At 66.9% G+C, this 24,083-nt stretch carries 26 protein-coding genes; 9 read left to right on the forward strand and 17 right to left on the reverse strand.

Annotation, left to right across the window (positions count from 1 at the left end; all coding sequences use genetic code 11):
• Nucleotides 1-4: 4 nt before the first annotated feature.
• Complete coding sequence (locus G3T36_RS09890) at nt 5-1,261, reverse strand: D-alanyl-D-alanine carboxypeptidase family protein (protein WP_338031538.1); 1,257 nt, start codon at nt 1,259-1,261, stop codon at nt 5-7.
• Between the two features lie 93 nt (nt 1,262-1,354).
• Nucleotides 1,355-2,161 (reverse strand): TrmH family RNA methyltransferase, encoded by an 807-nt coding sequence (locus tag G3T36_RS09895; RefSeq protein ID WP_163289626.1) that lies wholly within the window; start codon nt 2,159-2,161, stop codon nt 1,355-1,357.
• 145 nt (nt 2,162-2,306) lie between these two features.
• Between G3T36_RS09895 and G3T36_RS09900 the strand changes: the two genes are divergently transcribed.
• Both G3T36_RS09900 and G3T36_RS09905 read left to right on the forward strand, forming a co-directional pair.
• Nucleotides 2,307-3,155, forward strand: a complete 849-nt coding sequence (locus G3T36_RS09900; protein ID WP_163289627.1) for a Sir2 family NAD-dependent protein deacetylase — start codon at nt 2,307-2,309, stop codon at nt 3,153-3,155.
• A gap of 55 nt (nt 3,156-3,210) precedes the next feature.
• Entirely contained in the window at nt 3,211-3,810 is a 600-nt protein-coding gene (locus tag G3T36_RS09905; protein WP_163289628.1) for a histidine phosphatase family protein, read from the forward strand.
• 45 nt (nt 3,811-3,855) lie between these two features.
• Here the strand turns inward: G3T36_RS09905 and G3T36_RS09910 are convergent, their stop codons facing one another.
• Together G3T36_RS09910 and G3T36_RS09915 are read right to left on the reverse strand one after the other, a co-directional pair.
• Nucleotides 3,856-4,950 (reverse strand): glycosyltransferase family 4 protein, encoded by a 1,095-nt coding sequence (locus G3T36_RS09910; RefSeq protein ID WP_163289629.1) that lies wholly within the window; start codon nt 4,948-4,950, stop codon nt 3,856-3,858.
• The gene (locus G3T36_RS09915; RefSeq protein ID WP_163289630.1) at nt 4,947-5,876 is read right to left on the reverse strand and encodes an alpha/beta fold hydrolase; all 930 of its coding nucleotides are present in this window, start codon (nt 5,874-5,876) and stop codon (nt 4,947-4,949) included. The genes G3T36_RS09910 and G3T36_RS09915 overlap by 4 nt, the downstream gene beginning before the upstream one ends.
• A 147-nt stretch (nt 5,877-6,023) precedes the next feature.
• On the opposite strand from G3T36_RS09915, the gene treS reads away from it, so the two are divergent.
• Together treS and G3T36_RS09925 are read left to right on the forward strand one after the other, a co-directional pair.
• Nucleotides 6,024-7,733, forward strand: coding sequence for a maltose alpha-D-glucosyltransferase (gene treS, locus G3T36_RS09920; RefSeq protein ID WP_163289631.1), 1,710 nt, complete (start codon nt 6,024-6,026; stop codon nt 7,731-7,733).
• 64 nt (nt 7,734-7,797) lie between these two features.
• Nucleotides 7,798-8,484 (forward strand): exonuclease domain-containing protein, encoded by a 687-nt coding sequence (locus tag G3T36_RS09925; protein ID WP_163289632.1) that lies wholly within the window; start codon nt 7,798-7,800, stop codon nt 8,482-8,484.
• 79 nt (nt 8,485-8,563) lie between these two features.
• Here G3T36_RS09925 and G3T36_RS09930 read toward each other — a convergent pair whose 3' ends face one another.
• The 3 genes from G3T36_RS09930 to glgA form a co-directional block, all read right to left on the reverse strand.
• Nucleotides 8,564-8,815 (reverse strand): type B 50S ribosomal protein L31, encoded by a 252-nt coding sequence (locus G3T36_RS09930; protein WP_163289633.1) that lies wholly within the window; start codon nt 8,813-8,815, stop codon nt 8,564-8,566.
• Between the two features lie 115 nt (nt 8,816-8,930).
• Entirely contained in the window at nt 8,931-9,728 is a 798-nt protein-coding gene (locus tag G3T36_RS09935) for an ABC transporter ATP-binding protein (protein ID WP_163289634.1), read from the reverse strand.
• Between the two features lie 22 nt (nt 9,729-9,750).
• Nucleotides 9,751-10,935 carry a glycogen synthase gene (gene glgA, locus G3T36_RS09940; RefSeq protein WP_163289635.1) on the reverse strand — a complete coding sequence of 395 codons (1,185 nt, stop codon included), beginning with the start codon at nt 10,933-10,935 and terminating at the stop codon, nt 9,751-9,753.
• A gap of 46 nt (nt 10,936-10,981) precedes the next feature.
• Here glgA and G3T36_RS09945 point away from each other — a divergent pair, with 46 nt between their 5' ends.
• Both G3T36_RS09945 and serB read left to right on the forward strand, forming a co-directional pair.
• A complete protein-coding gene (locus tag G3T36_RS09945) occupies nt 10,982-12,223 on the forward strand; it encodes a glucose-1-phosphate adenylyltransferase (RefSeq protein ID WP_163289636.1) in 1,242 nt (413 codons plus the stop codon).
• Nucleotides 12,220-12,945: a phosphoserine phosphatase SerB gene (gene serB / locus G3T36_RS09950; protein WP_163289637.1), complete on the forward strand. Its 726-nt coding sequence runs from the start codon at nt 12,220-12,222 to the stop codon at nt 12,943-12,945. The genes G3T36_RS09945 and serB overlap by 4 nt, the downstream gene beginning before the upstream one ends.
• Nucleotides 12,946-13,017: 72 nt before the next feature.
• On the opposite strand, the gene G3T36_RS09955 is transcribed toward serB, so the two are convergent.
• Nucleotides 13,018-13,728 (reverse strand): beta-ketoacyl-ACP reductase, encoded by a 711-nt coding sequence (locus G3T36_RS09955; protein WP_163289638.1) that lies wholly within the window; start codon nt 13,726-13,728, stop codon nt 13,018-13,020.
• 123 nt (nt 13,729-13,851) lie between these two features.
• On the opposite strand from G3T36_RS09955, the gene G3T36_RS09960 reads away from it, so the two are divergent.
• The 3 genes from G3T36_RS09960 to G3T36_RS09970 are packed head-to-tail and all read left to right on the forward strand — an operon-like array spanning nt 13,852 to nt 15,322.
• Nucleotides 13,852-14,235, forward strand: a complete 384-nt coding sequence (locus tag G3T36_RS09960; RefSeq protein WP_163289639.1) for a DUF3099 domain-containing protein — start codon at nt 13,852-13,854, stop codon at nt 14,233-14,235.
• On the forward strand, nt 14,232-14,477 hold the full coding sequence (locus G3T36_RS09965) for a hypothetical protein (RefSeq protein WP_163289640.1): 246 nt from the start codon (nt 14,232-14,234) through the stop codon (nt 14,475-14,477). Before G3T36_RS09960 ends, G3T36_RS09965 begins: the two co-directional genes overlap by 4 nt.
• Complete coding sequence (locus tag G3T36_RS09970; RefSeq protein WP_163289641.1) at nt 14,474-15,322, forward strand: SURF1 family cytochrome oxidase biogenesis protein; 849 nt, start codon at nt 14,474-14,476, stop codon at nt 15,320-15,322. Before G3T36_RS09965 ends, G3T36_RS09970 begins: the two co-directional genes overlap by 4 nt.
• Before the next feature lie 9 nt (nt 15,323-15,331).
• Here the strand turns inward: G3T36_RS09970 and G3T36_RS09975 are convergent, their stop codons facing one another.
• The 9 genes from G3T36_RS09975 to G3T36_RS10015 all read right to left on the reverse strand — a co-directional run bounded on the left by G3T36_RS09975 (nt 15,332) and on the right by G3T36_RS10015 (nt 23,891).
• Nucleotides 15,332-16,930, reverse strand: a complete 1,599-nt coding sequence (locus G3T36_RS09975; protein ID WP_163290283.1) for an ATP-binding cassette domain-containing protein — start codon at nt 16,928-16,930, stop codon at nt 15,332-15,334.
• Between the two features lie 85 nt (nt 16,931-17,015).
• Nucleotides 17,016-17,345 carry a metal-sulfur cluster assembly factor gene (locus tag G3T36_RS09980; RefSeq protein WP_163289642.1) on the reverse strand — a complete coding sequence of 110 codons (330 nt, stop codon included), beginning with the start codon at nt 17,343-17,345 and terminating at the stop codon, nt 17,016-17,018.
• A gap of 9 nt (nt 17,346-17,354) precedes the next feature.
• The gene (gene sufC / locus G3T36_RS09985; protein ID WP_163289643.1) at nt 17,355-18,152 is read right to left on the reverse strand and encodes a Fe-S cluster assembly ATPase SufC; all 798 of its coding nucleotides are present in this window, start codon (nt 18,150-18,152) and stop codon (nt 17,355-17,357) included.
• A gap of 6 nt (nt 18,153-18,158) precedes the next feature.
• The gene (locus tag G3T36_RS09990; protein WP_163289644.1) at nt 18,159-18,482 is read right to left on the reverse strand and encodes a Rieske 2Fe-2S domain-containing protein; all 324 of its coding nucleotides are present in this window, start codon (nt 18,480-18,482) and stop codon (nt 18,159-18,161) included.
• Nucleotides 18,483-19,727, reverse strand: coding sequence for a Fe-S cluster assembly protein SufD (gene sufD, locus G3T36_RS09995; protein WP_420811047.1), 1,245 nt, complete (start codon nt 19,725-19,727; stop codon nt 18,483-18,485).
• A 46-nt stretch (nt 19,728-19,773) separates the two neighbouring features.
• Nucleotides 19,774-21,192: a Fe-S cluster assembly protein SufB gene (gene sufB, locus G3T36_RS10000; RefSeq protein ID WP_163289646.1), complete on the reverse strand. Its 1,419-nt coding sequence runs from the start codon at nt 21,190-21,192 to the stop codon at nt 19,774-19,776.
• A 213-nt stretch (nt 21,193-21,405) separates the two neighbouring features.
• On the reverse strand, nt 21,406-22,365 hold the full coding sequence (locus tag G3T36_RS10005; protein WP_163289647.1) for a COX15/CtaA family protein: 960 nt from the start codon (nt 22,363-22,365) through the stop codon (nt 21,406-21,408).
• A 49-nt stretch (nt 22,366-22,414) separates the two neighbouring features.
• A complete protein-coding gene (locus G3T36_RS10010; RefSeq protein WP_163289648.1) occupies nt 22,415-22,966 on the reverse strand; it encodes a GNAT family N-acetyltransferase in 552 nt (183 codons plus the stop codon).
• 4 nt (nt 22,967-22,970) lie between these two features.
• Entirely contained in the window at nt 22,971-23,891 is a 921-nt protein-coding gene (locus G3T36_RS10015; RefSeq protein WP_163289649.1) for a heme o synthase, read from the reverse strand.
• Between the last annotated feature and the right edge of the window lie 192 nt (nt 23,892-24,083).

Consider the following 24,083-nt stretch of genomic DNA (forward strand, 5'->3'; position numbering starts at 1 on the left):
TACCTCAGGCCCCCAGACCGCCCGGGTGCCCCAGACGCCACCAGAATCCCGGATCGGGAAGCTTCGACTGGAGTGCGAGCTGCGCCGTCTCGGTCTTGCCGTTGAGCGTGAACGAGACCTCGCCGACGACTTCGCCCGCGTTGCCGGTCTGCACGGGCCGGGTCTGGATCGACACGCTCACCGGTGTGTCCGACCAGACCAGGAACATCTTGGTCGACGTCGCGACGAGCTTCGATTTCGCACCCCACACTGTCGTATAGGTTCCGAAAACCTGTCCGTCGGTGGCCACGTCGACTTCATGGAAGCCGTTCTGCATGCTGACCAGCAGGGTCTTCACCGCCGCCCAGAGCGCGTCGTGGGTGGGCGCGCCGACGACTACGCCGAGCACGCGCACCGTGCTGGAGCCGACCGCGACATCCGCCGAGAACAGCAGGCAGTTGCCCGCCTGGTCGGTGTTGCCGGTCTTGATCCCGTCGATGCCGTCGACACCGAGGAGCACGTTGGTGTTCTGCTGCAGGCCGGCGCCCGGGAGGGTGGCCTCTTTCGTCGCGACGATCGACGGGAGCACGGGGTCAGCGAGCACGAGCTTCCCGATGGCGATCAGGTCTTTGGTGGTGCTGCGGCTGCCCGGGTCGAGCCCGCTCGCGTCGACGACATGGGTGCCGCTGAGGTTGTGCGACGACAGCCAGGCTTTCGCGGCCTTGAGGTAGGCGCCCACGCTTCCGAAGGCCCAGTTCGCCAGGGAGATCGCGTAGTTGTTGGCCGACGGGAGCAGCATCGCGGTGAGCGCCTGCTTCTCCGTCATCGACGTGCCGGCCACGACCGGTGCCCACGACCCGCCATCGGCGATGACCTGGTTCCACACCGCGACGTCAGCGGCGGTGAATCGGATGCTCGGACCGTCGTCACCCGCTTTGAGCGGCTTCTTCGCGAGCACCACGAGCGCGGTGATCGTCTTCGTCATACTGGCGATCGGAAGGCTCGCGTTGGTCCCGTGGAACTCGGACACTCCCGGATAGTCGAGCGCAGTGATCGCACTTGCGCCGAATCCCGGCCAGGACAGCTGGGCGGCCGGCTGGGCGATCGCCGTCTCGTGCTCGGTGACGGCGGCGGTCGCAGGCATCGGAGCGACGAGCGACCCCGTCACGTACATCGCGCTGACCAGGAACAGGCCGAGAATGCCGAACACCACGATGCGCCGCCTGCGGTACGTTCGACGCTTCGTCGTCTCACGTGTCGCACGGCGGGGCTGGTCTGGCACGCGTTAGATCATAATGCGAGCATCCAGTGGAAGCCCTGAAAGGGCCCCGAGCGTCGCAGACCCCGCCCGAACCTGGCCTCGGGGCCGCCGCGCTCAGCGGTCGCGGAGTGCCCAGAGCGCGACGGCGCTGGCGGATGCGAGGTTCAGCGAGTCCACGCCGTGACGCATCGGGATGGTTACCACGGTGTCTGCCGCACCGAGTGCGTGCCGGCTGAGCCCGTCGCCCTCCGAGCCGAGAACGAGCGCGACCCGGCCGGGTGGATCGGCGGCGAACACGTCGAGGCTGACGGCGTCGTCGGCGAGTGCGAGAGCAGCGATGGTGAATCCGGCGTCGTGCAGTATCGGCGCCGCCTCATCCCATTCGGGCAGACGAGTCCACGGCACCTGCAGCACGGTCCCCATGCTCACCCGCACACTCCGCCGGTACAGCGGGTCGGCGCAGCGGGGCGTGACGAGTACGGCATCCGCGCCAAGACCGGCGACGCTCCGGAAGATGGCCCCGACATTGGTGTGATCCACGATGTCTTCGAGCACGACCACCCGGGTGGCCGGCGCGAGCAGGTCGCGCGGGTCGGGAAGCGCCGGGCGGTGCATCGCGGCCAGGGCGCCGCGGTGCAGGTGATAGCCGGTGAGCCGTTCGAGCAACGGGCTGTCGCCGACGAAGACCGGGACCTCAGGGAAGGCCGCGAGGAGCGGCTCGACGTCGGGCAGCCACTGCTCCTGCAACAGCACGGAGCGGGGACGATGGCCGGCGGCGATGGCACGGGTGATCACTTTCGTCGACTCGGCGATGTACAGGCCGCCGGCAGGCTCGCTCACGCGTCGGAGTGCCACATCGGTCAGCCGCGAGTAGTCGTCGAGCGCCGGGTCGCTGAGATCGCTGATGCGCCTGATGAGCATGTCGGTGCCGCCGTCCTGTCGCTTCTGGTGTCCGTCGCGCTCCTACATTGCCAGTTGCCGGAAACAAACCGGAAAACTGGGGTGTTTACACTCAGGATGGACGGTGCGCTTTCGTGCGTCCGTGCATCCGGATCCGGAGGTGGGGATGACTGCGCTGGTGACCGAGCCGGCCGCTCCGGTCGAGGGCGACCTCGACCGCGCAGCCGAACTTCTGGCGACGCGCCGTTTCGCTGTCCTCACCGGCGCAGGCGTCAGCACCGACTCGGGCATCCCCGACTACCGCGGAGAGGGCGCACCGAAACGGTCGCCGATGACGTTCCAGCAGTTCCTCGGCAGCGACGCGCATCGCAAGCGCTACTGGGCGGGAAGCCACCTGGGGTACCGACGTTTCAGGGCCGCCGAACCGAACGCCGGACATCGCGCCCTTGCGCTCCTCGAGGCGGGGGGTGCGCTGACCGGGGTCATCACGCAGAACGTCGACGGACTCCATACGCGCGCAGGTTCCCGCAAGGTCGTCGACCTGCACGGCGCGATGGACCGCGTGCTCTGCCTCAACTGCGGCCAGATCTTCGCACGCGAGGCCATCTCGGCGCGGATCGAGGAGGCGAATCCCTGGCTCGACCAGCCGGATGCGGTGGAGATCGCACCGGACGGGGACGCGATCGTGACCGACATCGAGGCGTTCGTCGTCCCGGATTGCACGGTCTGCGGCGGCCGCCTGAAGCCCGACGTCGTGTTCTTCGGCGAGTTCATCCCGGCGGAGAAGTATCGCGAAGCGAGCGCGCTCGTCCAGCGTTCCGACGCACTCCTCATCGCCGGTTCGTCCCTCGTGGTCAATTCGGGTATCCGGCTCCTCGAACAGGCCAGACGTCGGCGCATCCCGATCATCATCGTGAACCGCGGAGTCACCAAAGGCGACACGCGCGCGACGGTTAAGCTGGACGCAGGGACGACGGAGACGCTCGTGGAGCTCTCCGCCCGGCTCACCGCCTGATCGCACCCCGGCAAAGGCGGCGCTGTCTGGCCGGCCGTCCCCGGAAAGGGATCGCGTGACCAGACTGTCTCTCGTGCGCCACGGTCAGACCGACTGGAATCTCGCCCGGCGCATCCAGGGTTCGACCGACGTGCCGTTGAACTCCACCGGGCGGGCGCAGGCGGATGCGACAGGCCGGGCGCTCGCCGCGGGCGACTGGGATGCGATCTACACGAGTCCCCTGAGTCGCGCGGCAGAGACCGCGAGCATTATCGCCGGGCATGTCGACCTCGGCGAACCCACGCCGGTCGACGGGATCGCCGAGCGCCGATACGGCGAAGCCGAGGGACTGACCGGCGCGGAGATCCTGGCCCGGTGGCCGGAAGGGACGCCGGTCCCCGGCCGCGAAACCCGGGAGGCCGTGGTCGAACGCGCGCTTCCGGCGCTCCTCGACCTCGCCGAGCACCACGACGGCGAATCGCTCATCGTCGTCAGTCACGGCGGGGTGATCGGGTCCCTGGTGCGTCACGTCACCGGCCACGCTCTTCCCGGGCCGGGCGAAGTCATCCCGAACGGTTCGGTGCACACGTTCGTGTACCGCGACGGCAAGCTCGAACTCGACCGGTTCAACGTCGGGCTCGAGGAACGCGACCTGTTCACAGCGTCGGTCCTCTAGCTCCGGCGCTCAGCCCCGGCGGCGTTCAGCACAGCCAGGCGTCGTTCAGCGCAACCGGCGCCTCGATCGTGCGGCCGCGGCGGTCAGCACGGTCATCAGGTGCTCCGCCGAAGCGTCCCAGGTGAAGCGGCCCGCCTCACGCTCAGACACCGAGGACCGCCCCGCCCACACGCCAGGTGCCTCCAGCTCGCGGATGCGTGCGACCAGCTCGTCGACGGACGTCGGGTCGAAGTACAGGGCTGCGTATCCTCCGATCTCGCGGAAGATGGGGATGTCGCTGACGACGACCGGCGTTCCGAGCGTCATCGACTCCACGAGCGGGATGCCGAACCCCTCATCCAGGGATGCGGTCACGAGCGCCGTCGCGTCCCGTAGCGCCTGCGTGTACTCCTCATCGCTGGCGCCGTCGTGGAAGACGATCCGGGCTCCCGGTGCGATCGCGGTCAGGCGTTCCCGTTCGCGTTCGTCGATACGGCTCATCAGGTGCAGCTCGTAGTCGGGAAGCTGAGCGGCGGCACGGACCAGCGTGTCCACATTCTTGTACGGCATGAACGAGCCCATGTACACGAGCGACTTCGACACGGGTTCCGTTCGCACCGTGGGCGCAGCATGCGGTTCGCCTGGCGCGTCCGCGGCGTTCATGACCACCGAGATCGGCCGCCTGGTCAGGTGATGCTCGGTGATCAGATTCTTGGTGGTCTGCGAGACGGTGACCACCGCATCCGCCCGGTTCAGCAGCATCCGCTGCGGCCACCAGGCCAGATGGTACAGGCGCCACAGCAAGCGGATGGGCCAGGCCAGGTCGCGCGGAGGGGTGCGGTTGCGGTAGTAGATGAGGTCGTGCACGGTGAGCACCAGCCGGTAGCCGCGTCCCCAGCCGCCCATGGTCTGCATGGGCGTGAAGACGACATCGGGCTTGAGCTTGTTCACCTGGTAAGCCACCCACGGTTCCCGCACGCTCGTGGGCGCGCTGATGAGCTCCCAGGGCAGGTCGGGGAGCAGCTCCAACTGGCGGTGATCGCTGATCAGCATGGTGACCGGATGGCGCTGGGCGAGCGCGGTGACGAGACCGGCCGTGTAACGGCTGATGCCGTCGTGACGCCCGATGCGCGTGTACCGGCAGTCGAAGACGATCTTCATCGCGAGCCGTCCGCGGTCGGCTGTGCGAGGAAGGCCGTGATCTGCTCGGCGGCTTCGGCCGGGACCTCGTAGTGGATGAGGTGGCCCACGTCGGCGATGACGTGCAGGCGCGCATCCGGGAACAGTGCCACCAGCCGCTCCTGGGCTGCGACAGGTGTGATGTCGTCTTTGTCCGCCGCGATCAGCAGTGTGCGCTCCGGGATGCGCGGCGCGAACTCGCTGACGTCGTTGCCCACGGATGCGCGGAACGCTTCGAGCACGACCCGCCGGTCGGAGAACGCGCTGAAATAGCGGTCGTGCTGATCGTGGATCCAGCGGCGGAGAGCCTTGTCGTCGGTCTTCGCCATCGCCACGCTCATCACCCGGACGATGAGTCCGTTGCGCAGCAGGGCGAACCCGAGACGCTCCGGGAGCACCGAGGCCAGCCAGTAGTAGAACACGGCGAGACGCGTGAGGACGCCGCGGGGGCCTGTGAGCGCTGGAGCGGCGATCGGGTTCACGAGGACGACGTCGGCTGGGTGGAGGGCGTCGGCCGGGTCGACAGCACGGCCGGCGAGAGCCGCGGAGACGATGATCGACCCGAACGAGTGCCCGAGGATCACGACGCGACCGGTCAGGTCGAGTGACGCGACGAAGGCCCGCAGCCAGGCGGCGTACCCGTCGATGTCGTGGTGCGCGTCACGGAGTGGCTCCGATTCGCCGAAACCGGGAAGGTCCGGTGAGATCAGCCGGAATCCGTCCAGGTGCGCCACTACCGGTTCGAGACCATGATGGTCGCCGCGAAAACCGTGCACGAGCACGATCGATGTGGCGGCGGACGGGTCGCCGTAGTCCCAGTACCGGGTGGTACTGCCGAGGACGTGAGCGTCGCCGGCGCGCACGGGGATGCGGCCGAGACGGTCGTCGTAAGGCGAAGAAGCGATCATCAGGCTCAAGTTTAGGCAGCGAGGCCGCGCACACCGGACATCCGGAGCCCTCCCACAGGCGCGTACTAGACACGGCACCCGTAGTAAGACCTAGACTCGAACGGTTGTAATCGCTTGCAGAACGTCACGGCACCCGGAAGGAGAAACGTGAGCTTCACCGCGCCGATCACGTTGCCAGGCCTCACACTCGACCCCCAGTGGTATCGGCGATCGGTCTTCTACGAGGTCATGATCCGTTCCTTCGTCGACAGCAACGGTGACGGGTCGGGTGATCTCGGTGGTCTCACGTCGAAGCTGGACTATCTGCAATGGCTCGGCGTCGATGCCCTCTGGCTTCCGCCGTTCTTCACCTCCCCGCTGCGCGACGGCGGGTACGACGTGTCGGACTTCCGCACGATCCTGCCCGAATTCGGGACGATCGACGAATTCAAAGACCTGGTCACCAAGGCGCACGAACGCAACATGCGCGTGATCATCGACCTTCCGATGAACCACACGTCTGACCAGCACGAGTGGTTCCAGCAGTCGCGTTCCGACCCCGAGGGGCCGTACGGGGACTTCTACGTCTGGAACGACACCGACGACAAATGGCCGGACATCCGAATCATCTTCATCGACACGGAGGACTCCAACTGGGCCTTCGACTCCGAGCGGCGCCAGTTCTACTTCCACCGCTTCTTCTCCCACCAGCCGGACCTCAACTTCGAGAACCCCGCTGTGCACGAGGCGATGTTCGACATCGTGCGGTACTGGCTCGACATGGGCGTCGACGGCTTCCGGCTGGATGCGATCCCATACCTCTACGAGTCCGATGAAGGAAACGGCGAAGGCGAGCCGCCGACGCACGAGTTCATCAAACGGCTCCGCGCGATGGTCGACCGCGAATACCCGGGCCGCGTCATGGTTGCAGAGGCCAACCAGTGGCCTCGTGAGGTCGCTGCGTTCTTCGGCACGGAAGAGGAGCCCGAATGCCACATGGCGTTCGACTTCCCCGTGATGCCCCGCATCTTCTACTCGTTGCGTTCGCAGCAGGCAGGAGAGCTCGTGCGGGTGCTGTCCGAGACGACGGACATCCCGGAGTCGGCGGGCTGGGGTGTGTTCCTCCGCAACCACGACGAGCTGACGCTCGAGATGGTCAGCGAGGAGTACAGGCAGGCGATGTACGGCTGGTACGCCTACGACCCGCGGATGCGCGCCAACATCGGCATCCGTCGCCGCCTGGCTCCCCTGCTCGACAACTCGCGCGCCGAGCTGGAGCTTGCGCACGCTCTGCTGTTCTCGCTCCCGGGGAGCCCGTTCCTCTATTACGGCGACGAGATCGGGATGGGCGACAACATCTGGTTGCCCGACCGCGACAGCTCGCGTACGCCGATGCAGTGGACGCCCGACCGCAATGCCGGGTTCTCGACCGCCGATCCCGGCAAGCTGTTCCTCCCCGTCGTGCAGTCGCTGGTCTACCACTACAACCAGATCAATGTGGAAGCCCAGCTCGCGCAGTCGCGTTCGCTGCTGCACTGGATCCGTAACGTCATCCACGTGCGCAAGGCGCATCCGGTCTTCGGGCTGGGGTCGATCCGGGTGCTGCAGACCGACCACGAGTCGGTGCTCGCGTTCGTCCGGTCGTATGCCGGCAGCGGCACGCATTTCGGTGACCTGCCGGAGGACGTGCTGTGCGTGTTCAGCTTTGCGCACAACCCCGTGGCCGTGTCGCTGGAGGCGCCGGAGTTCGCAGGGTCGCGTCTCTTCGACCTGTTCGGCGGAGGCGAGTTCCCGACGGTGGCCGACGACGGTCGCTTCAGCCTGACGCTCGGCACGCAGAACTTCTACTGGCTGCACATCGAGCCCGCCCAGCGCTGACCTTTCGACAGCGTCGTGCGTGTGTCCGCACGGGACTGACGGTGGTCTCACCTAGCCTTGGACCATGAGCAACTGGCACGAGGAACTGGGCGTATTCGATCTCGAGACGACGGGGATCGACGTCGAGACGTCCCGGATCGTGTCGGCCCATGTCGGGCTGCTCAATGCCGAAGGTCTCGTCATCCAACGCAACGACTGGCTCGTCGATCCCGGAGTCGAGATCCCGGTCGAGGCGACGGCTGTCCACGGCATCAGCACGGAGCATGCCCGGGCGCGCGGCCTTCCCGCGGGCCAGGCCGTCGCGCAGATCGTGTCGGCACTCCGCGCGGTCTTCGAACGCGGAACTCCGGTCGTCGCGTACAACGCCCCCTACGACTTCACGCTCCTGAACCGCGAAGCGCTGCGGTACGGCATCGTGCCGCTGTCAGCGCCCGGTCCCGTCATCGATCCGCTCGTGATCGACAGGGCGGTCGACAAATACCGCAAAGGCAAGCGCACCCTCGAGCTGACCGCTCTGTTCTACGGCGTCGACCTCACCGACGCGCACGACGCAGGCGCCGATGCGATCGCCGCGGGCCGGGTCGCTCAGGCGATCGCCCGGGCCCATGCCGAGGAGCTGGCCCTCGAGGCGGCCGAGTTGCACCGCCGCCAGGTGCAGTGGAGCCTCGAGCAGGCCGAAGACTTCCAGGCCTACATGCGACGCGAGCACAACCCGCTGTTCACAACCTCGGGTGCTTGGCCGGTCCGCTGACGGGGGTATTTCAGCTCCAGCGCGCCGCGCGACGAAAAGGCGACCGGCCGGAGCCGGTCGCCTTATCGATGAAAGCTGGTTACTTGCCGAAGCCCTTGTAGCGCGAGTTGAACTTCTCGACACGGCCGGCCGAGTCGAGGATGCGCTGCTTGCCGGTGTAGAAGGGGTGCGATTCGGAGGAGATCTCGACGTCGATCACCGGGTAGGTGTTGCCGTCTTCCCACTCGATCGTCTTGTCGCTCGTCACCGTGGAACGGGTGAGGAACGTCGCACCCGAGGCCAGGTCGCGGAAAACCACCGGAGCGTACGCGGGGTGAATGTCGGTCTTCATCAGGGCTTCCTTGTTGCTTAGTGATTAGGGTGTCTTGCCCGCTGCGCTGCACGTGTGTCGCGCGGGGCGAGAAGCATGATGGCTCGTGGGCCAGCTATCGAGTTTAGCAGATGGTTCAGGACTCTGCCGCGACGGATGCCCGCGCGCTGTAGCGGCCGTCGGACTCGGTCAGGTCGATGCCACGACCGAAGGTGTCGCTGAGTTTCTCCGAGGTGATGACGGTGTCGATGACGCCTTGAGCGACGACTCCGCCCTTCCGGAGCAGCAGTGCGTTGCGGAACCCGAGTGGGATCTCTTCGACGTGGTGCGTGACCATGACGATGGCAGGCGATCGCGGGTCGCTCGCGAAGCCGCCGAGCAGCTCGAGGAGCTCTTCGCGGCCGCCGAGGTCGAGGCTCGCGGCCGGTTCGTCGAGGAGAAGGATCTCAGGGTCCGTCATGACGGCACGGGCGATCTGGACTCTCTTCTGCTCGCCGTCGCTGAGCGTTCCGAATGCCCGCTCCGAAAGGTGATCGAGGTTCCATTCGTTGAGCACGCGGTGGGCGCGACGCTCGTCGATCTCTTCGTACTCTTCGTTCCAGCGGCCGGTGACGGCATACGCTGCTGTCATCACGACGTCGAGCACCTTCTCGTTGCGCGGAATGCGACGTGCCATGGCGCTCGAGGCGAACCCGAGTCGCGGACGCAGTTCGGCCAGGTCGCTCTTGCCGAGCTGCTCCCCCAGCACGTCGGCCGTGCCGCTCGTCGGGTGGATGGCGGCTGCCGCGATCTGCAGCAGCGTCGTCTTGCCCGCACCGTTGGGGCCGAGGATCACCCACCGTTCGTCCGGCTCGACGGTCCAGTTCACACTGTCGAGAATCGTATTCTCGTCGCGGACGATGGACACATCTGTGAGCTTGAGAACGCTGGCCATGGTTCTAGCCTACCGGGCGATTTCAGGCGAGCAGCGACCGGTAGATCTCTCGTGTCTGCTCGGCGATGGAGGTCCAGCTGAACGCGGTTTCGGCGCGCAGTCGGCCCGCGCTTCCCATGAGAGCTGCCCGGTCGCGGTCGTGGACGACCTCGATGAGTGCCGCCGCGAGCTCGGCGACGAAGGAGTCGGGGTCGGTGGGTGTTCCTGTGCCGTCCTGCAGTTGGTCGATGGGCACGAGGCGCCCGGTTACGCCGTCGACGATGACTTCGGGGATGCCGCCCGTGGCTGTCCCCACGACCGGCAGGCCGCACGCCATCGCTTCGAGGTTGACGATGCCGAGCGGTTCGTAGACGGACGGGCAGACGAACACGGTGGATGCGGTGAGCACCGCGCGCAGTTCCGTCTGGCTGAGCAGGCGGTCGATCCACACGACCCCTTCCCGCTCGGCCTGGAGCGCCTCCACGCCCCGGGTGACTTCGGCCATGATCTCTGCGGTGTCCGGCGCGCCGGCGCATAACACGACCTGTACCTCCGCGGGCAGGAGGCGCGCGGCCCTGAGCAGGTACGGCAGCCCCTTCTGCCGGGTGATCCGCCCGACGAAGACCACGGCGGGCCGGTCGGGGTCGACACCGAGGGACCGCGCGAGATCGTCGTCCTCGAGCGGTTTCCACCGCGTGAGGTCGATCCCGTTGTAGACGACTTTGACTTTGTCGGGGTCGAGTGCGTGGTAGCTGCGCAGCATGTCACGCCGCATCCCCTCGCTGACCGCGATGACCGCATCCGCCGACTCGAACGCGGACCGTTCGATCCAGCTGGAGACGCGGTAGCCACCGCCGAGCTGTTCGGCCTTCCAGGGTCGCAACGGCTCGAGGCTGTGCGCGGTGATCACGTGGGGGATGCCGTGCAGCAACGAGGCCAGTTGGCCCGCCGCATTGGCGTACCAGGTGTGCGAGTGCACCAGGTCGGCTCCCCCGGCATCCTGCGCCATCCGCAGATCGACGCCGAGCGTTGCGATGGCGCCGTTGGCCTCGCTGAGCTCGGCTGGAACGCCGTAGGCGTACGTGTCGGGCTCCTCACGGGGAGCGCCGAAGCAGCGGACGACCACGTCGGTGTCGACCCGGAGCGCGCGCACCAGTTCGGCGACGTGCACTCCAGCACCCCCGTAGATCTCCGGCGGATATTCACGGGTGAGCAGATCGACTCGCATGACCTGAACGCTAGTACAGCCGAGGGGTTGCCTCTACTCTTGAGCCATGGCTGGCACAAAGATCTTCGGCATCGTCCTTGCAGGTGGCGAAGGGAAGCGGCTGATGCCGCTCACAGCAGATCGAGCCAAGCCAGCGGTCCCGTTCGCCGGCCAGTACCGCCTGATCGACTTCGCCCTGTCGAACCTGATCAACTCGAACCTGCGCCAGGTGGTCGTGCTGACCCAGTACAAGTCGCACAGTCTCGACCGGCACGTCTCGCAGACCTGGCGCCTCGACGGCATGCTGAACTCGTACATCGCTTCGGTTCCCGCCCAGCAGCGGCTGGGCAAGCGCTGGTTCAGCGGATCGGCCGACGCCATCCTGCAGAGTCTCAACCTCCTGCGCGACGAGAAGCCCGACATCGTCGTGGTGGTCGGAGCCGACCACGTGTACCGCATGGACTTCGCCCAGATGATCGACGCGCACATCGAGTCCGGGGCGCCGGCGACCGTGGCCGCGATCCGCCAGCCCATCGGTCTCGCCGACCAGTTCGGGGTGATCGAGGTGGACTCGCAGCATCCGGACCGGATCGCTGCGTTCCGTGAGAAGCCGACCGACCCGGTCGGGCTGCCCGACTCGCCGAACGAGGTGCTCGCCTCCATGGGCAACTACGTCTTCGACGCGGATGCTCTGATCGAGGCCGTGATCCGTGACGGTGACCGACCCGACTCGAACCATGACATGGGTGGCGACATCATTCCCGACTTCGTCAACCGGGGTGAGGCGGGCGTGTACGACTTCAACCGCAACGACGTCCCCGGTTCGACCGACCGCGACCGCTACTACTGGCGGGATGTGGGGACGATCGAGTCGTTCTTCGAGGCCCACCAGGACCTGATCTCCGCCTTGCCGGTCTTCAACCTCTACAACCGCTGGTGGCCGATCTTCAGCCAGCAGCTCAACTCGCCGCCGGCGAAGCTGGTGCGCGACGGGCGCGGGTCGCTCGGGGTCACCATCGACTCGATCGTTTCGCTTGGGAGTGTGATCTCGGGCGCGCACCTCGAACGCAGCGTGCTCGGGCCGTGGGCGAAGATCGAGTCGGGCGCGCACGTCGTCGACTCGGTCGTCTTCGAGCGGGCCGTCATCGAGCCGAACGCGTTCGTCACCCGCGCTATCCTCGACAAGGACGTGGTCGTGGCAGCCGGCGCTTCCGTCGGAGCCGACCCTGCGCGTGATCGTGCGAGGGGTTTCACCGTGACCGAGTCCGGGATCACCGTCGTCGGCAAGGGAGTACACGTCGTTCCATGACGCAGCGTTCCGCCGCGCCCAGCGCCAGCAGCGCTGTCAGCGCCTCAACTGCGCCCAGCGCCCCACCTGAACAGACCGCGGGTTCGCCCCGATTCCTCGTCGTGCTCGACGCGGATTCGACGCTCATCCACGATGAGGTCATCGAGCTTCTCGCCGAGGAGGCGGGATCGCGCACCGAGGTCGCGGAGATCACCGACCGGGCGATGCGTGGCGAGCTCGACTTCGAGCAGAGCCTGCGCGAGCGGGTGCGGACTCTCGCGGGTCTGCCGGTCGAGGTGTTCGAGCATGTCGGCGAACGGGTCCGTGTCACCGACGGTGCTGCGGAGCTCGTGGCAGGCGTCCGCGCAGCGGGCGGACGAGTGGGTGTGGTGTCCGGCGGCTTCCACGAGGTGCTGGACGGGCTCGGTCACCGTCTGGCGCTGGACCATTGGCGCGCCAACCGGCTCGAGGTGGTGGACGGCGTGCTCACGGGCGGGCTGGTCGGTGCGATCGTGGATGCGGAGGCGAAAGCGGCCGCGCTGCGCGAGTGGGCAGCCGATGCGGGCATCCCCGTGGCCTGCACGGTCGCCGTCGGAGACGGCGCGAACGATCTGCGGATGATGGCCGCAGCAGCCCTGTCCGTCGCCTTCAACGCGAAGCCCCGCGTCCGCGCCGAGGCGAATGTCGTCATCGACCGCCAGGACCTGTCGCAGGTGCTGGCGGTGTTGGGGTTGCGCGGGTAAGGGTCAGCCTCGGCAGCGTGGCTGCTCGGACTGGCGTCGCGGGAATGCGATGCAATCCATTCAGCTCCAGCGTCAGTGCCCCATCCCGAGACCGCCGTCGACGGGGATGACCGCTCCCGAGATGTAGGCGGCGTCGTCGCCGGCGATCCAGGCCACCACTTTCGCGACCTCGTTCGGGGTCGCGAATCGCCCTGCCGGGATGTTGCGCTTGTATTCGGCCTGCTGCGTCTCGGGGAGCTCGGCGGTCATGTCCGTCTCGATGAACCCCGGGGCGACGACGTTCGCCGTGATGCCGCGGGCGCCCAGTTCGCGGGTGATGGAACGCGCCATGCCGACGAGCCCGGCCTTCGAGGCGGCGTAGTTGACCTGGCCGGCCGACCCGTACAGGCCGACCACGCTCGAGATCAGCACGATGCGGCCGTAGCGGGCCTTGAGCATGTTCTTCGACGCGCGCTTGATCACACGGAAGGAGCCTCCGAGGTTCGTGTCGACGACCGCGTCGAAGTCCTCCTCGGTCATGCGCATGAGAAGCGTGTCGCGGGTGATCCCCGCGTTGGCCACGACGACCTCGACCGGGCCGAGCTTCTCCTCGACCTCGGCGAACGCCGCGTCGACGGCAGCGGTGTCGGTCACATCTGCGCGAACGGTGAGACTCCCCTCCGGGCCTTCGCCCGAACGTGCGGTGACGGCGACACGGTGCCCCTGGGCGAGGAACTCCTCGGCGATGGCGAAACCGATTCCGCGGTTTCCGCCGGTCACGAGCACGGTGCGTGGGGTTGTCATCCGTTGGTCCTCTCCTGGGTCCAGGCCGTGTGCCTGACATCGAACGCGTACCAGTTTATGGTCTGGGTTGGACGTAGGCTTGAGGGGACGGATCGGGCCCGATTCGCGGCACCGGTGACGGACATGAAGCAACAGTCGATAACGAACCTTCCGCTCTCTCCCGACGAGGAGCGGCGCCGCCGCATGATCAAGTATTCGGTGGCGATGGGCATCCGTGTGCTCTGCATCATCGCGATCCTGTTCGTTCCCGGCTATTGGGCGATCATCCCGGCGATCGGCGCTGTGTTCCTCCCCTATTTCGCTGTGGTCATCGCGAACGTCGGATCGGATCCGCGTCAAGCTACCGTTCAGCGTCCGGGCAATATCCTTCCCATGACCCCTCCCGCGCACGCGCCGGGCGGGGATGCGGAATCGGATGCGCGCACGGGCGAGCCCGCGGACGGGAGTGCCGCAGCCGACCCGGACGACGAGGATGAAGAAGGCGAACAGAGGGAGCATGGCACGTGATCGGGTTCGGTGAACCGGAGGCGCTGACGTGCTCACGCGCGAACTGCCGCGAGACGGCCGTGTGGCGTATCGAGTGGCGCAACCCGAAGATCCACTCGGAGGATCGCGTGAAGGTCTGGCTGGCGTGCGACGAGCACGTCGACTTCCTGCGCGAGTTCCTGGCCGCCCGTGATTTCCCTCTCCGCGTGGTCGCGGTCGGCGCTGACCCGGCGCCCCAGGTCGCCGGCGGGGCCGCCTCGTGAAGGGCTGGCGTTTCGCGTTCTCCCGCCGCTGGCTGGGCTATATCGCGTTCGCGATCGTGTTCGCCATCGCGTGCGGCGGACTGTCCGCGTGGCAGCTGGCGCGTAGCAAGGAGGCGGCGGCGGCGAACGCGCTGCTCGACGCCAACTTCAATTCGCAGCCGGTCCCGCTCCAGCAGGTGCTGCCGACACTGACATCGTTCTCGCGGAGCCAGGAGTGGAAGCGGGTGACCGTGACGGGAACGTATGTGACGGATGATGAACTCCTCGTCCGCAACCGCCCGCTGAACAGCACCCCGGGCTTCGAAGTCCTCACTCCTCTCCGGCTGGCCGACGGCTCGCTCTTCATCGTCGACCGCGGCTGGGTGCCCACCGGCGACCGCACGGATGCGCCCGACACCGTTCCGGCCGCACCCGGCGGCCAGGTCACGGTCATCGCCCGGCTGAAACCCGGCGAGCCGCGACTCGACGGTCGCAGCGGCATCGGCGACCAGGTGGCCACGATCGAGCTCCCCGACATCCGCACGCGCATCGGAGGGGATGTGTACACGGCCGCATACGGACTGCTCGACTCGCAGGACCCGAGCCCCGCATCCGCCCCCACACCGACCGTGACAGCCGCGCCAACCCAGGACGAGGGTCTGCACTGGTCGTACATGATCCAGTGGATCATCTTCGCCCTGATCGGCTTCTTCGGGCTCGGCTACGCGCTGCGGACGGAGTATCGCAAGCTCAATGAGGACGACCCGGCCGAACAGGCGCGCGCGGCCGAGCGCGAGCGCCGCAAGTCGCAGCGTGCCCGCACCGACGCCGAGGTCGAGGACGACCTGCTGGAGCGCTGGAGCTAAGCGCTGGAGCTAGGCCAGCGAGATCAGGTCGAGGTAGTCCTTGTTCCAGTGGTCTTCGACGCCGTCGGGCATGATGAGCACCCGCTCCGGGTTCAGCGCCTCCACCGCGCCCTCGTCGTGGCTCACGAGCACGACCGCTCCTTCGTAGTGCGCCAGGGCGTCCAGGATCTCCTCGCGGCTGGCCGGGTCGAGGTTGTTCGTGGGCTCGTCGAGCAGGAGCACGTTCGCACCGGAGACGACGATCATCGCAAGTGCGAGCCGGGTCTTCTCGCCACCCGAGAGCACACCCGCCGGCTTGTGCGAGTCGTCGCCCGTGAAGAGGAAGGAGCCGAGCACCCGCCTGGCCTCGGTCTCGGTCAGGCTCGGTGACGACGACATCATGTTCTGCAGCACGGACGCCTTGACATCGATGGTCTCGTGCTCCTGCGCGTAATACCCGATGCGGAGGCCGTGACCCGGTTCGATCTGGCCGGTGTCCGGCAGGTCGACGCCCGCGAGCATCCGGAGCAGTGTCGTCTTGCCTGCACCGTTGAGCCCGAGTACGACGACTTTGGAGCCCCGGTCGATGGCGAGGTCGACGGCGGCGAAGATCTCCAGTGAGCCGTAGCTCTTCGAGAGGTCGCTCGCCTGCAGCGGCGTGCGTCCGCAGGGCGCCGGCGTCGGGAAGCGGAGCTTGGCGACCCGGTCGACCGAGCGAACGTCCTCGAGCCCGGCGAGCAGTTTCTCGGCACGGGCGACCATCTGGTGGGCGGCGGCGGCCTTGGTGGCCTTGGCACCGAACTTCGCGGCCTGCAGCTGCAGCGCCCCCGCCTTCTTCTCGGCGTTGGCGCGCTCCTTCTTGCGGCGTTCCTCGTCGGCCGCGCGCTGGCGCTGGTAGTTCTTCCAGCCCATGTTGTAGATGTCGATGACCTGGCGGTTGGCATCGAGGTAGAAGACGCGATTGACGGTCTCGCCCACGAGTTCGACATCGTGGCTGATCACGATGAAGCCGCCCGAGTAGTTCTTCAGGAACTCGCGCAGCCAGACGACGGAGTCGGCGTCGAGGTGGTTGGTCGGCTCGTCGAGGATCATCGTGCGCGCATCCGAGAACAGGATGCGCGCGAGCTCGATGCGTCGCCGCTGGCCGCCCGAGAGCGTCTTCAGCTGCTGGTCGAGGATGCGGTCGGGCAGGTTCAGGTTGCTGGCGATCGATGCGGCCTCGGCTTCGGCCGCGTAGCCGCCGAGCATGTGGAACTGCTCTTCGAGCCGGCCGTACGTCTTCATCGCTGCAGCGCTGACCGCCGGGTCGTCGCTGGCCATGTCGTGGGTCGACTTCTGCATCCCGAGCACGATGCTGCCGAGGCCGCGGGCGTCGAGGATGCGCGTTCGGGCCAGGTCTTCCGGGTTGCCGGAGCGGGGATCCTGTGGGAGGTACCCGATCTCTTCGCTGCGTTCGACGCGGCCGCCGGTCGGGAGGGACTCCCCCGCCAGCACTTTGGTGAGTGTGGTCTTGCCCGCGCCGTTGCGCCCGACGAGACCGATCTTGTCGCCGTCGGCGACACGGAAGTCGACCCCTTCCATCAGAAGTCGGGCTCCCACTCTGAGCTCAAGGTCGTGCACACTGAGCACAGGCGTCATCCAATTCTGTCGTCATGTCTCCATGACCGGAGGTAAGGGTATTCGTCAACTCGCGCACGGGGTCGCGCGAGGCGGGTCAGATGGCGAAGCCGATGGCGCGCATCATGTCGCGCCCGTCGTCGGTGATCCGCTCGGGACCCCACGGCGGCATCCAGACCCAGTTGATCCGGAAGGCTTCGACGATTCCGTCGAGCGCCTCGGCCGTCTGCTCTTCGAGGACGTCGGTGAGAGGGCATCCGGCGCTCGTCAGCGTCATCGAGATGATGAGGGCGTTGTTCTCGTCGTCCCAGCCGAGATCGTAGATCAGGCCGAGGTCGACGACGTTGACCCCGAGCTCGGGGTCGACCACGTCTTTCAGCGCCTCTTCGACCTGGTCGAAGAGTGCCGGGCTCAGTGTTGCGACCATGGCAGCAGCCTACGCCTCTGCAGGAGCGGGTACGTCGGTTTCGACAGCAGGCTCAGGGGTCTCGGTGTAGCGGTCGTAGCCTTCGTCCTCGAGTCGGTCGGCGAGTTCGGGACCACCCTCCTCGGCGACGCGGCCGGCGACGAACACGTGCACGAAGTCGGGCTTGATGTAGCGGAGGATGCGCGTGTAGTGGGTGATCAGCATGATGCCGAGACCCGTGTTCTCCTTCGCGCGGTTGACGCCCTCGGAGACGACCTTGAGCGCGTCGACGTCGAGGCCGGAGTCGGTCTCGTCGAGCACGGCGATCTTGGGCTTCAGGAGCTCGAGCTGGAGGATCTCGTTGCGCTTCTTCTCACCACCGGAGAATCCTTCGTTGACGTTGCGCTCGGCGAACGACGTGTCCATGCGGAGCTTCGTCATCGTCTCGCGCACTTCCTTCACCCAGCCGCGGATGGCCGGCGCCTCGCCCTCGATCGCGGTTTTGGCCGTGCGCAGGAAGTTCTGGTTGGTCACGCCGGGGATCTCGACCGGGTACTGCATCGCGAGGAAGAGGCCGGCACGTGCCCGGGCGTCCACGGTCATCGCGAGGACGTCCTCACCGTCGAGGGTGATCGTGCCGCTCGTCACCTTGTACTTCGGGTGGCCGGCGATCGTGTAGGCGAGAGTCGACTTCCCGGAGCCGTTCGGTCCCATGATCGCGTGGATCTCTCCTTCGCGGATGGTCAGGTCGACGCCGTTCAGGATGGGCTTGGTGCCCTGCTCGGTCTCGACGGTGACGTGGAGGTCGCGGATCTCAAGAACTGACATGTGCTTCTAAATCTCTTTCGTTGCGGTCGGGTCGATGTAGACGTCTCCATCGATCAGCTCGACCGGGTAGACGGGGACCGGCTCGTAGGCCGGCAGGTTCAGGGGTTTGCCCGTGACGAGCGAGAACAGCGAGCCGTGGGCCCAGCATTCGAGGGTCTCGTCTTCGACGAAGCCTTCGGAGAGCGAGATCTCGCCGTGCGTGCAGGTGTCGCCGATGGCGTGTACCGCGCCGGATGAGTCCTTCACGACGGCGATCGGGATGCCGTCGAGCACGACCCGGACGGCCTGGTTCTCCACGAGCTCGTCGACCGAGCAGACGCGCGTGCCCACCTAGTTCTCCCTCGGGCCGGCGGTCTCCGCACCGGCTGATGTCGACGGCTCGAGGGCCGTGAGCTCGGCTTCGATGGCATCCGTGAGGCGTTCCTGCAGGGCCGGCGAGCCGATCTTCTGCACGATCTCCGCGAGGAAGCCGCGGACGACCAGGCGGCGCGCCTCGTCTTCGGTGATCCCGCGGGACTGCAGGTAGAACAGCTGCTCGTCATCGAAACGCCCGGTCGCGCTCGCGTGGCCGGCGCCGAGGATGTCCCCGGTCTCGATCTCGAGGTTCGGAACGGAGTCGGCACGGGCGCCGTCGGTGAGCACCAGGTTGCGGTTCTGCTCGTAGGTGTCGGTGCCCACGGCCTTGGGTCCGATCAGGACGTCGCCGACCCAGACCGTGCGTGCTCCGACGCCCTGCAGGGCACCCTTGTACGTCACCCGGCTGCGGGTGTGCGGCGCATCGTGGAAGACGTACACCTGCTGCTCCAGGTGCTGACCGGCATCGGCGAAATACGCGCCGAGCAGTTCGGTGTCCGAACCGGATCCCACGAGGTGCGCGGCGGGGTTCAGCCGCACGAGGCCGCCACCGAGGGTGATCGCGATGTGCTTCAGGAATGCGTCGCGCCCGACCGAGGCGAAATGGGTCGCGACGTGCAGTGCGTCGTCGTCCCACTCCTGCACGGTGACGACGGTCAGCGCTGCGGACTCGCCGACGAGGATCTCGAGGTTCTCGGTCAGGTGTGCTGCGCCGGTGTTCTGGAGGATGACCGTGGCGCGGCTGAACGGCGCGGCCTCGATGATGGTGTGCGCGCCGCGTGCGCCCTGGCCGAGCTCCGAGCGCGTCAGCGTGAATTCCTTGTCGTCCTCGCCCGTGACCGAGACGACGAGCGCCTTCTCGAAGCTCGTCCAGGCGTTCGCGGATGCGCGCTCCTCGGGGGCGCCCGCCTTTCCGACGCGGGCGTCATCGCGGCCGACCCATTCGATCGTCACGCCGGCCGTGTCGGTCGTCGTCACGTCGTACGGCGAGCCGTCGAGTTCGCTCGACGTCAGTTCCGTGATGCGCGCGACAGGCGTGTACTTCCAGGTCGCCTCGCGGCCGGTGATGGCCGGGAAGTCCTCGACGTTCGTCGAATGGAACCGCTCAGAACGTGTCTGGATGGGCACGACGCCCCATCCTCCGTCGGAGTGTTTCTTGATTCCGTGCTGTTCAGCTGTGGGGCCGGAGGCCGTGGTCGTGGGGGTCGGTGTTGTTGCCATGCTCATGCGGCCGACAGTGCCTTTCGACGAAGAATGAGAAGAATGGTCATCCGACGGAGCCTTCCATGCCCATCTCGATGAGCTTGTTGAGTTCGAGTGCGTATTCCATGGGGAGCTCACGGGCGATCGGCTCGATGAAGCCACGGACGATCATCGCCATCGCTTCGTCCTCCGGCATGCCGCGCGACATCAGGTAGAAGAGCTGCTCTTCGCTCACGCGCGACACCGTCGCCTCGTGACCGAGGTGGACGTCGTCGACACGGATGTCGATCGACGGGTAGGTGTCCGAGCGCGAGATGGTGTCGACGAGCAGAGCGTCGCACCGCACGTTGTTCGACGCGTGGTGGGCGTTCTGGTCGACCCGCACCTCTCCGCGGTAGCCCGCGCGGCCCCCGCCACGCGCGATCGACTTCGAGACGATCGACGACTGCGTGTACGGCGCCATGTGGATCATCTTCGCGCCGGCGTCCTGATGCTGGCCGGGGCCGGCGAAGGCGACAGACAGGGTCTCGCCCTTGGCGTGCTCGCCCATCAGGTAGATCGACGGGTACTTCATCGTGACCTTGGAACCGATGTTGCCGTCGATCCACTCCATGGTCGCGCCTTCGGCGGCCGTGGCGCGCTTGGTGACGAGGTTGTACACGTTGTTGGACCAGTTCTGGATGGTCGTGTAGCGTACGCGGGCGTTCTTCTTGACGATGATCTCCACCACCGCGGAGTGCAGCGAGTCCGACTTGTAGATCGGGGCCGTGCATCCCTCGATGTAGTGGACGTAGCTGTCCTCGTCGGCGATGATCAGCGTGCGCTCGAACTGGCCCATGTTCTCCGTGTTGATGCGGAAATAGGCCTGCAGCGGAATGTCGACGTGGACGCCGGGCGGCACGTAGACGAAGGATCCGCCCGACCAGACGGCCGAGTTCAGCGCTGCGAACTTGTTGTCGCCGCTCGGGATGACGGTGCCGAAGTACTCTTCGAAGAACTCGGGATGCTCGCGCAGGGCCGTGTCGGTGTCCATGAAGATCACGCCCTGGGCTTCGAGCTCCGCGTTGATCTGGTGGTAGACGACCTCGGACTCGTACTGGGCCGCGACGCCTGCGACGAGCCGCTGCCGCTCCGCCTCGGGGATACCGAGCTTCTCGTAGGTGTTCTTGATGTCGTCGGGCAGGTCTTCCCAGGTCTGGGCCTGCTTCTCCGTCGACCGCACGAAGTACTTGATGTTGTCGAAGTCGATCTCCGACAGGTCGGCGCCCCAGGTGGGCATCGGCTTGCGCTCGAAGAGCTGGAGGGCCTTGAGCCGGCGCTGCAGCATCCACTCGGGCTCGTTCTTGAGGTGGGAGATGTCGGCGACCACCTCCGGCGAGATCCCTCGACGTGCGGACGCGCCCGCGACGTCCGAATCCGCCCAGCCGAACTCGTACTGCCCCAGGCTGTTGAGTTCGGGACGGTCGATCAGGATGTCTGACATATCTACCTCGTTTCCTACCACACGTAACCGGCTGTCATTCCGGCTCATTCCCCGCTGGACGACATGCGTCGACGTCCGCGGATCAGGATTGTGCGAGTGGCTGGTGTGCGTACCTAATATGTTCGAGCACGTGGGCGACGCTGCCTCGGCGCCTGAGGGCGCGCGTCACGAACACTTCATTCTACAGGCAGGCTCACAGCGGACGCTGAAGTGTCAACGAATTGACAGTGAGCGTGCCGGTTCGGCGGGAATGACCGAGACCGTCGGGAACAGTCCGGGATTCACATCCAGGACGACGCGGAGCACACCGACCCACACGAGAGCGGCGCCGAGCAGGTGCAGGGCGACCAGTGCGTCGGGCAGGCCCGTCAGCGACTGGAGGACCCCGATGCCCGCCTGGAGAAGCAGGACGACGATGAAGGTGACGGTGCGGCGGCGCGCGAGGACCGCATCCGGGATGCGCGCCAGAACGACGAGCAGAGCGATCGCCAGTCCCAGCGTCGCGGTGCCCAGGACGGCGTGGACGACCGTGACGTCGAGCCAGTCGAAGGTCATGCGCGGCACGGCGGCGGAATCGCCCGAGTGAGGACCCGAACCGGAGACGAGCGTGCCGACCAGGATGAGAAGGAGGGTGACGGCGAGGAGCGTATAGCTGAGGACGCGCGCGATGCGTGGGATCGCCACCGCCGCGGACTCGCCGAGGTGCGCGCGATGCCACGTGAGAGCCGTCGTGGTCAGCAGCGCGATCGCCATGACGAAATGGAAAGCGACGATGTACGGGTTGAGCGCCGTGAGAACGGTGATTCCGCCGGCGATCGCGTTCGCGACCACCAGCCAGAACTGCGACCACGCGAGCCTGGTCATGGTGCGGTTGCGCGGCTTCTGGAGCCGGGCGGCCACGATGACCCACCCGACGGCGACACACAGGACACCGGTCATCATGCGGTTCGTGAACTCGATGATGGCGTGGATGCCGAGAGCCGGAGTCGGAGTCAGCGACCCCACCTCACAGCTCGGCCAGGTCGGGCAGCCCAGCCCGGAGCCGGTGACTCGCACGACTCCCCCGCTGAACACGATGAAGATGCTGACGATCAGCGCTGCCGTCGTCGCCCACCGGAGCGACCGTGGACCGAGGGTGTAACGCGATGCCAGATACGCGAGCGGGGTTTGCACACTCCATCGTAACCGGAGCGTTCCTGGCCGGATCCCGTGCTGCCGCCGGTCAGCCCCTGTCGTCGCGCGGCCGCGCGTCGAGCACGCCCAGCCACGACGGGCGCGGCTCGCCACGGAAGTCGACCGTGCGGGTGGGATCAGCGTCGATCACGAAGCCGAGCGCCACGGCGATCCTCCTGCTGGCGTCGTTGCCGACCAGCCCTTCCCAGCGCAGCCGGGTGTATCCGGGTCCTCCCGCACCCAGCGCATAGTCGATCACCGCCCTGGCGGCCTCTTTCATGAAGCCGTGACCGCGCGAGGCCTCGCCCAGCCAGCAGCCGAAGGATGCGCTGCCTGCGGCCTCGTCACGACGCAGTTCGATCGCTCCGATCAGTGGAGTGTCCGCGGCGGTACGGATGGCCCAGGTCTCGTATGCCCCGCTGGCGAGTCCGTGCGGCGCATAGCTGCGAACGAAGAACTCAGCGTTGTCCCGGCCGTAGGGCCACGGCAGTGGCACCCAGCGGTGGATCTCCGGGTCCTGGCAGAGCTCGAAGACCGCCTCGATGTCCGCGTCGGCGGGCGCGTCCAGGGTGAGGCGCTCCGTGACGAGTGTTCGGAGCATCGACTCAGAACGGGAGAAGGGGATCGATGGCGATCGCCAGGAACAGCAGCGTCAGGTAGGCGATCGAGCCGTGGAACACCCGCATCGGCGAAACGTGTTCGTGGCGGATCGCCAGGTTGTACAGCCGGTGCGATTCGTAGATGAACCAGCCGCCGGCGCCGAGGGCGACCGCGGTGTAGAGGACGCCCATGTGCGCGACGGGGACCAGCAGCAGCGAGCATGCGACGGTCGCCCAGGCGTACAGGATCACCTGGAGTCCGACGACGGCCCGGCCGCGGACGACTGCGAGCATCGGCACTCCGGCCGACTTGTAGTCGTCGCGGTACTTCATCGACAGCGGCCAGTAGTGCGGCGGCGTCCAGAGGAAGATGATGAAGAAGAGGATGAATGGTGCCCAGGCGAGCGATCCGGTCACGGCGGCCCACCCGATCAGCACCGGCATGCAGCCGGCGATTCCGCCCCAGACGATGTTCTGCGGCGTGCGGCGCTTCAGGATGAGCGTGTAGAAGACCACGTAGAGCAGGATCGCGACGAGCGACAGCGCCGCGGCCAGCCAGTTGGCGAAGAAGCCGAGCACGAGGATGGATGCGATCCCCAGGCCCCATGCGAAGAGGAGCGCCTCGCGATCGGAGAGCTCGCCGGTGACGAGCGGCCGGTTCTTGGTGCGGTTCATCACGCGGTCGATATCGCGGTCGAAGTAGCAGTTGAAGGCCCCTGCGGATCCCGCGCTCATCGCCCCGCCGACGACAGTCGCAAGCACCAGAAGAAGGTTCGGGATGCCGTTCTGCGCGAGGATCATGGTCGGGACGGTGACGACCAGCAGAAGCTCGACGACGCGGGGCTTGGTCAGCGCCAGGTAGGCCCGGAACTTGCGCCGTGCGCCGATTCGACCCGGTTCCACTCGGCTCTCTACAGCGACGTCCATTGCTCCTCTAACGGTCGAATCCCCCACACGATTCTAGGGCATGGCCGACGGAGGGCACGCCCCTGCGGGTGGCGCGGGCGAACCCGGAAGACGCCACGTTTCCTGCGTGTTACCTATACTTGAAGATGCTCGCCAACCGAAGCGCTCTCACCCCCGGCCTGTTTGTAGGTCGTCCACGGTTTCTGCGTGAGG

The sequence above is a fragment of the Leifsonia tongyongensis genome (assembly GCF_010686705.1).
Classification (GTDB): Bacteria; Actinomycetota; Actinomycetes; order Actinomycetales; family Microbacteriaceae; genus Diaminobutyricibacter; species Diaminobutyricibacter tongyongensis.

Coding starts and splice junctions, on each gene's coding strand:
- G3T36_RS09895 (WP_163289626.1), bottom strand. CDS start 2,161: ATGCTCATCAGGCGCATCAGCGATCTCAGCGACCCGGCGCTCGACGAC.
- G3T36_RS09900 (WP_163289627.1), top strand. CDS start 2,307: ATGACTGCGCTGGTGACCGAGCCGGCCGCTCCGGTCGAGGGCGACCTC.
- G3T36_RS09910 (WP_163289629.1), bottom strand. CDS start 4,950: ATGAAGATCGTCTTCGACTGCCGGTACACGCGCATCGGGCGTCACGAC.
- G3T36_RS09915 (WP_163289630.1), bottom strand. CDS start 5,876: ATGATCGCTTCTTCGCCTTACGACGACCGTCTCGGCCGCATCCCCGTG.
- G3T36_RS09925 (WP_163289632.1), top strand. CDS start 7,798: ATGAGCAACTGGCACGAGGAACTGGGCGTATTCGATCTCGAGACGACG.
- G3T36_RS09930 (WP_163289633.1), bottom strand. CDS start 8,815: ATGAAGACCGACATTCACCCCGCGTACGCTCCGGTGGTTTTCCGCGAC.
- G3T36_RS09935 (WP_163289634.1), bottom strand. CDS start 9,728: ATGGCCAGCGTTCTCAAGCTCACAGATGTGTCCATCGTCCGCGACGAG.
- glgA (WP_163289635.1), bottom strand. CDS start 10,935: ATGCGAGTCGATCTGCTCACCCGTGAATATCCGCCGGAGATCTACGGG.
- G3T36_RS09945 (WP_163289636.1), top strand. CDS start 10,982: ATGGCTGGCACAAAGATCTTCGGCATCGTCCTTGCAGGTGGCGAAGGG.
- serB (WP_163289637.1), top strand. CDS start 12,220: ATGACGCAGCGTTCCGCCGCGCCCAGCGCCAGCAGCGCTGTCAGCGCC.
- G3T36_RS09955 (WP_163289638.1), bottom strand. CDS start 13,728: ATGACAACCCCACGCACCGTGCTCGTGACCGGCGGAAACCGCGGAATC.
- G3T36_RS09960 (WP_163289639.1), top strand. CDS start 13,852: ATGAAGCAACAGTCGATAACGAACCTTCCGCTCTCTCCCGACGAGGAG.
- G3T36_RS09980 (WP_163289642.1), bottom strand. CDS start 17,345: ATGGTCGCAACACTGAGCCCGGCACTCTTCGACCAGGTCGAAGAGGCG.
- sufC (WP_163289643.1), bottom strand. CDS start 18,152: ATGTCAGTTCTTGAGATCCGCGACCTCCACGTCACCGTCGAGACCGAG.
- sufD (WP_420811047.1), bottom strand. CDS start 19,727: ATGGCAACAACACCGACCCCCACGACCACGGCCTCCGGCCCCACAGCT.
- sufB (WP_163289646.1), bottom strand. CDS start 21,192: ATGTCAGACATCCTGATCGACCGTCCCGAACTCAACAGCCTGGGGCAG.
- G3T36_RS10010 (WP_163289648.1), bottom strand. CDS start 22,966: ATGCTCCGAACACTCGTCACGGAGCGCCTCACCCTGGACGCGCCCGCC.
- G3T36_RS10015 (WP_163289649.1), bottom strand. CDS start 23,891: ATGGACGTCGCTGTAGAGAGCCGAGTGGAACCGGGTCGAATCGGCGCA.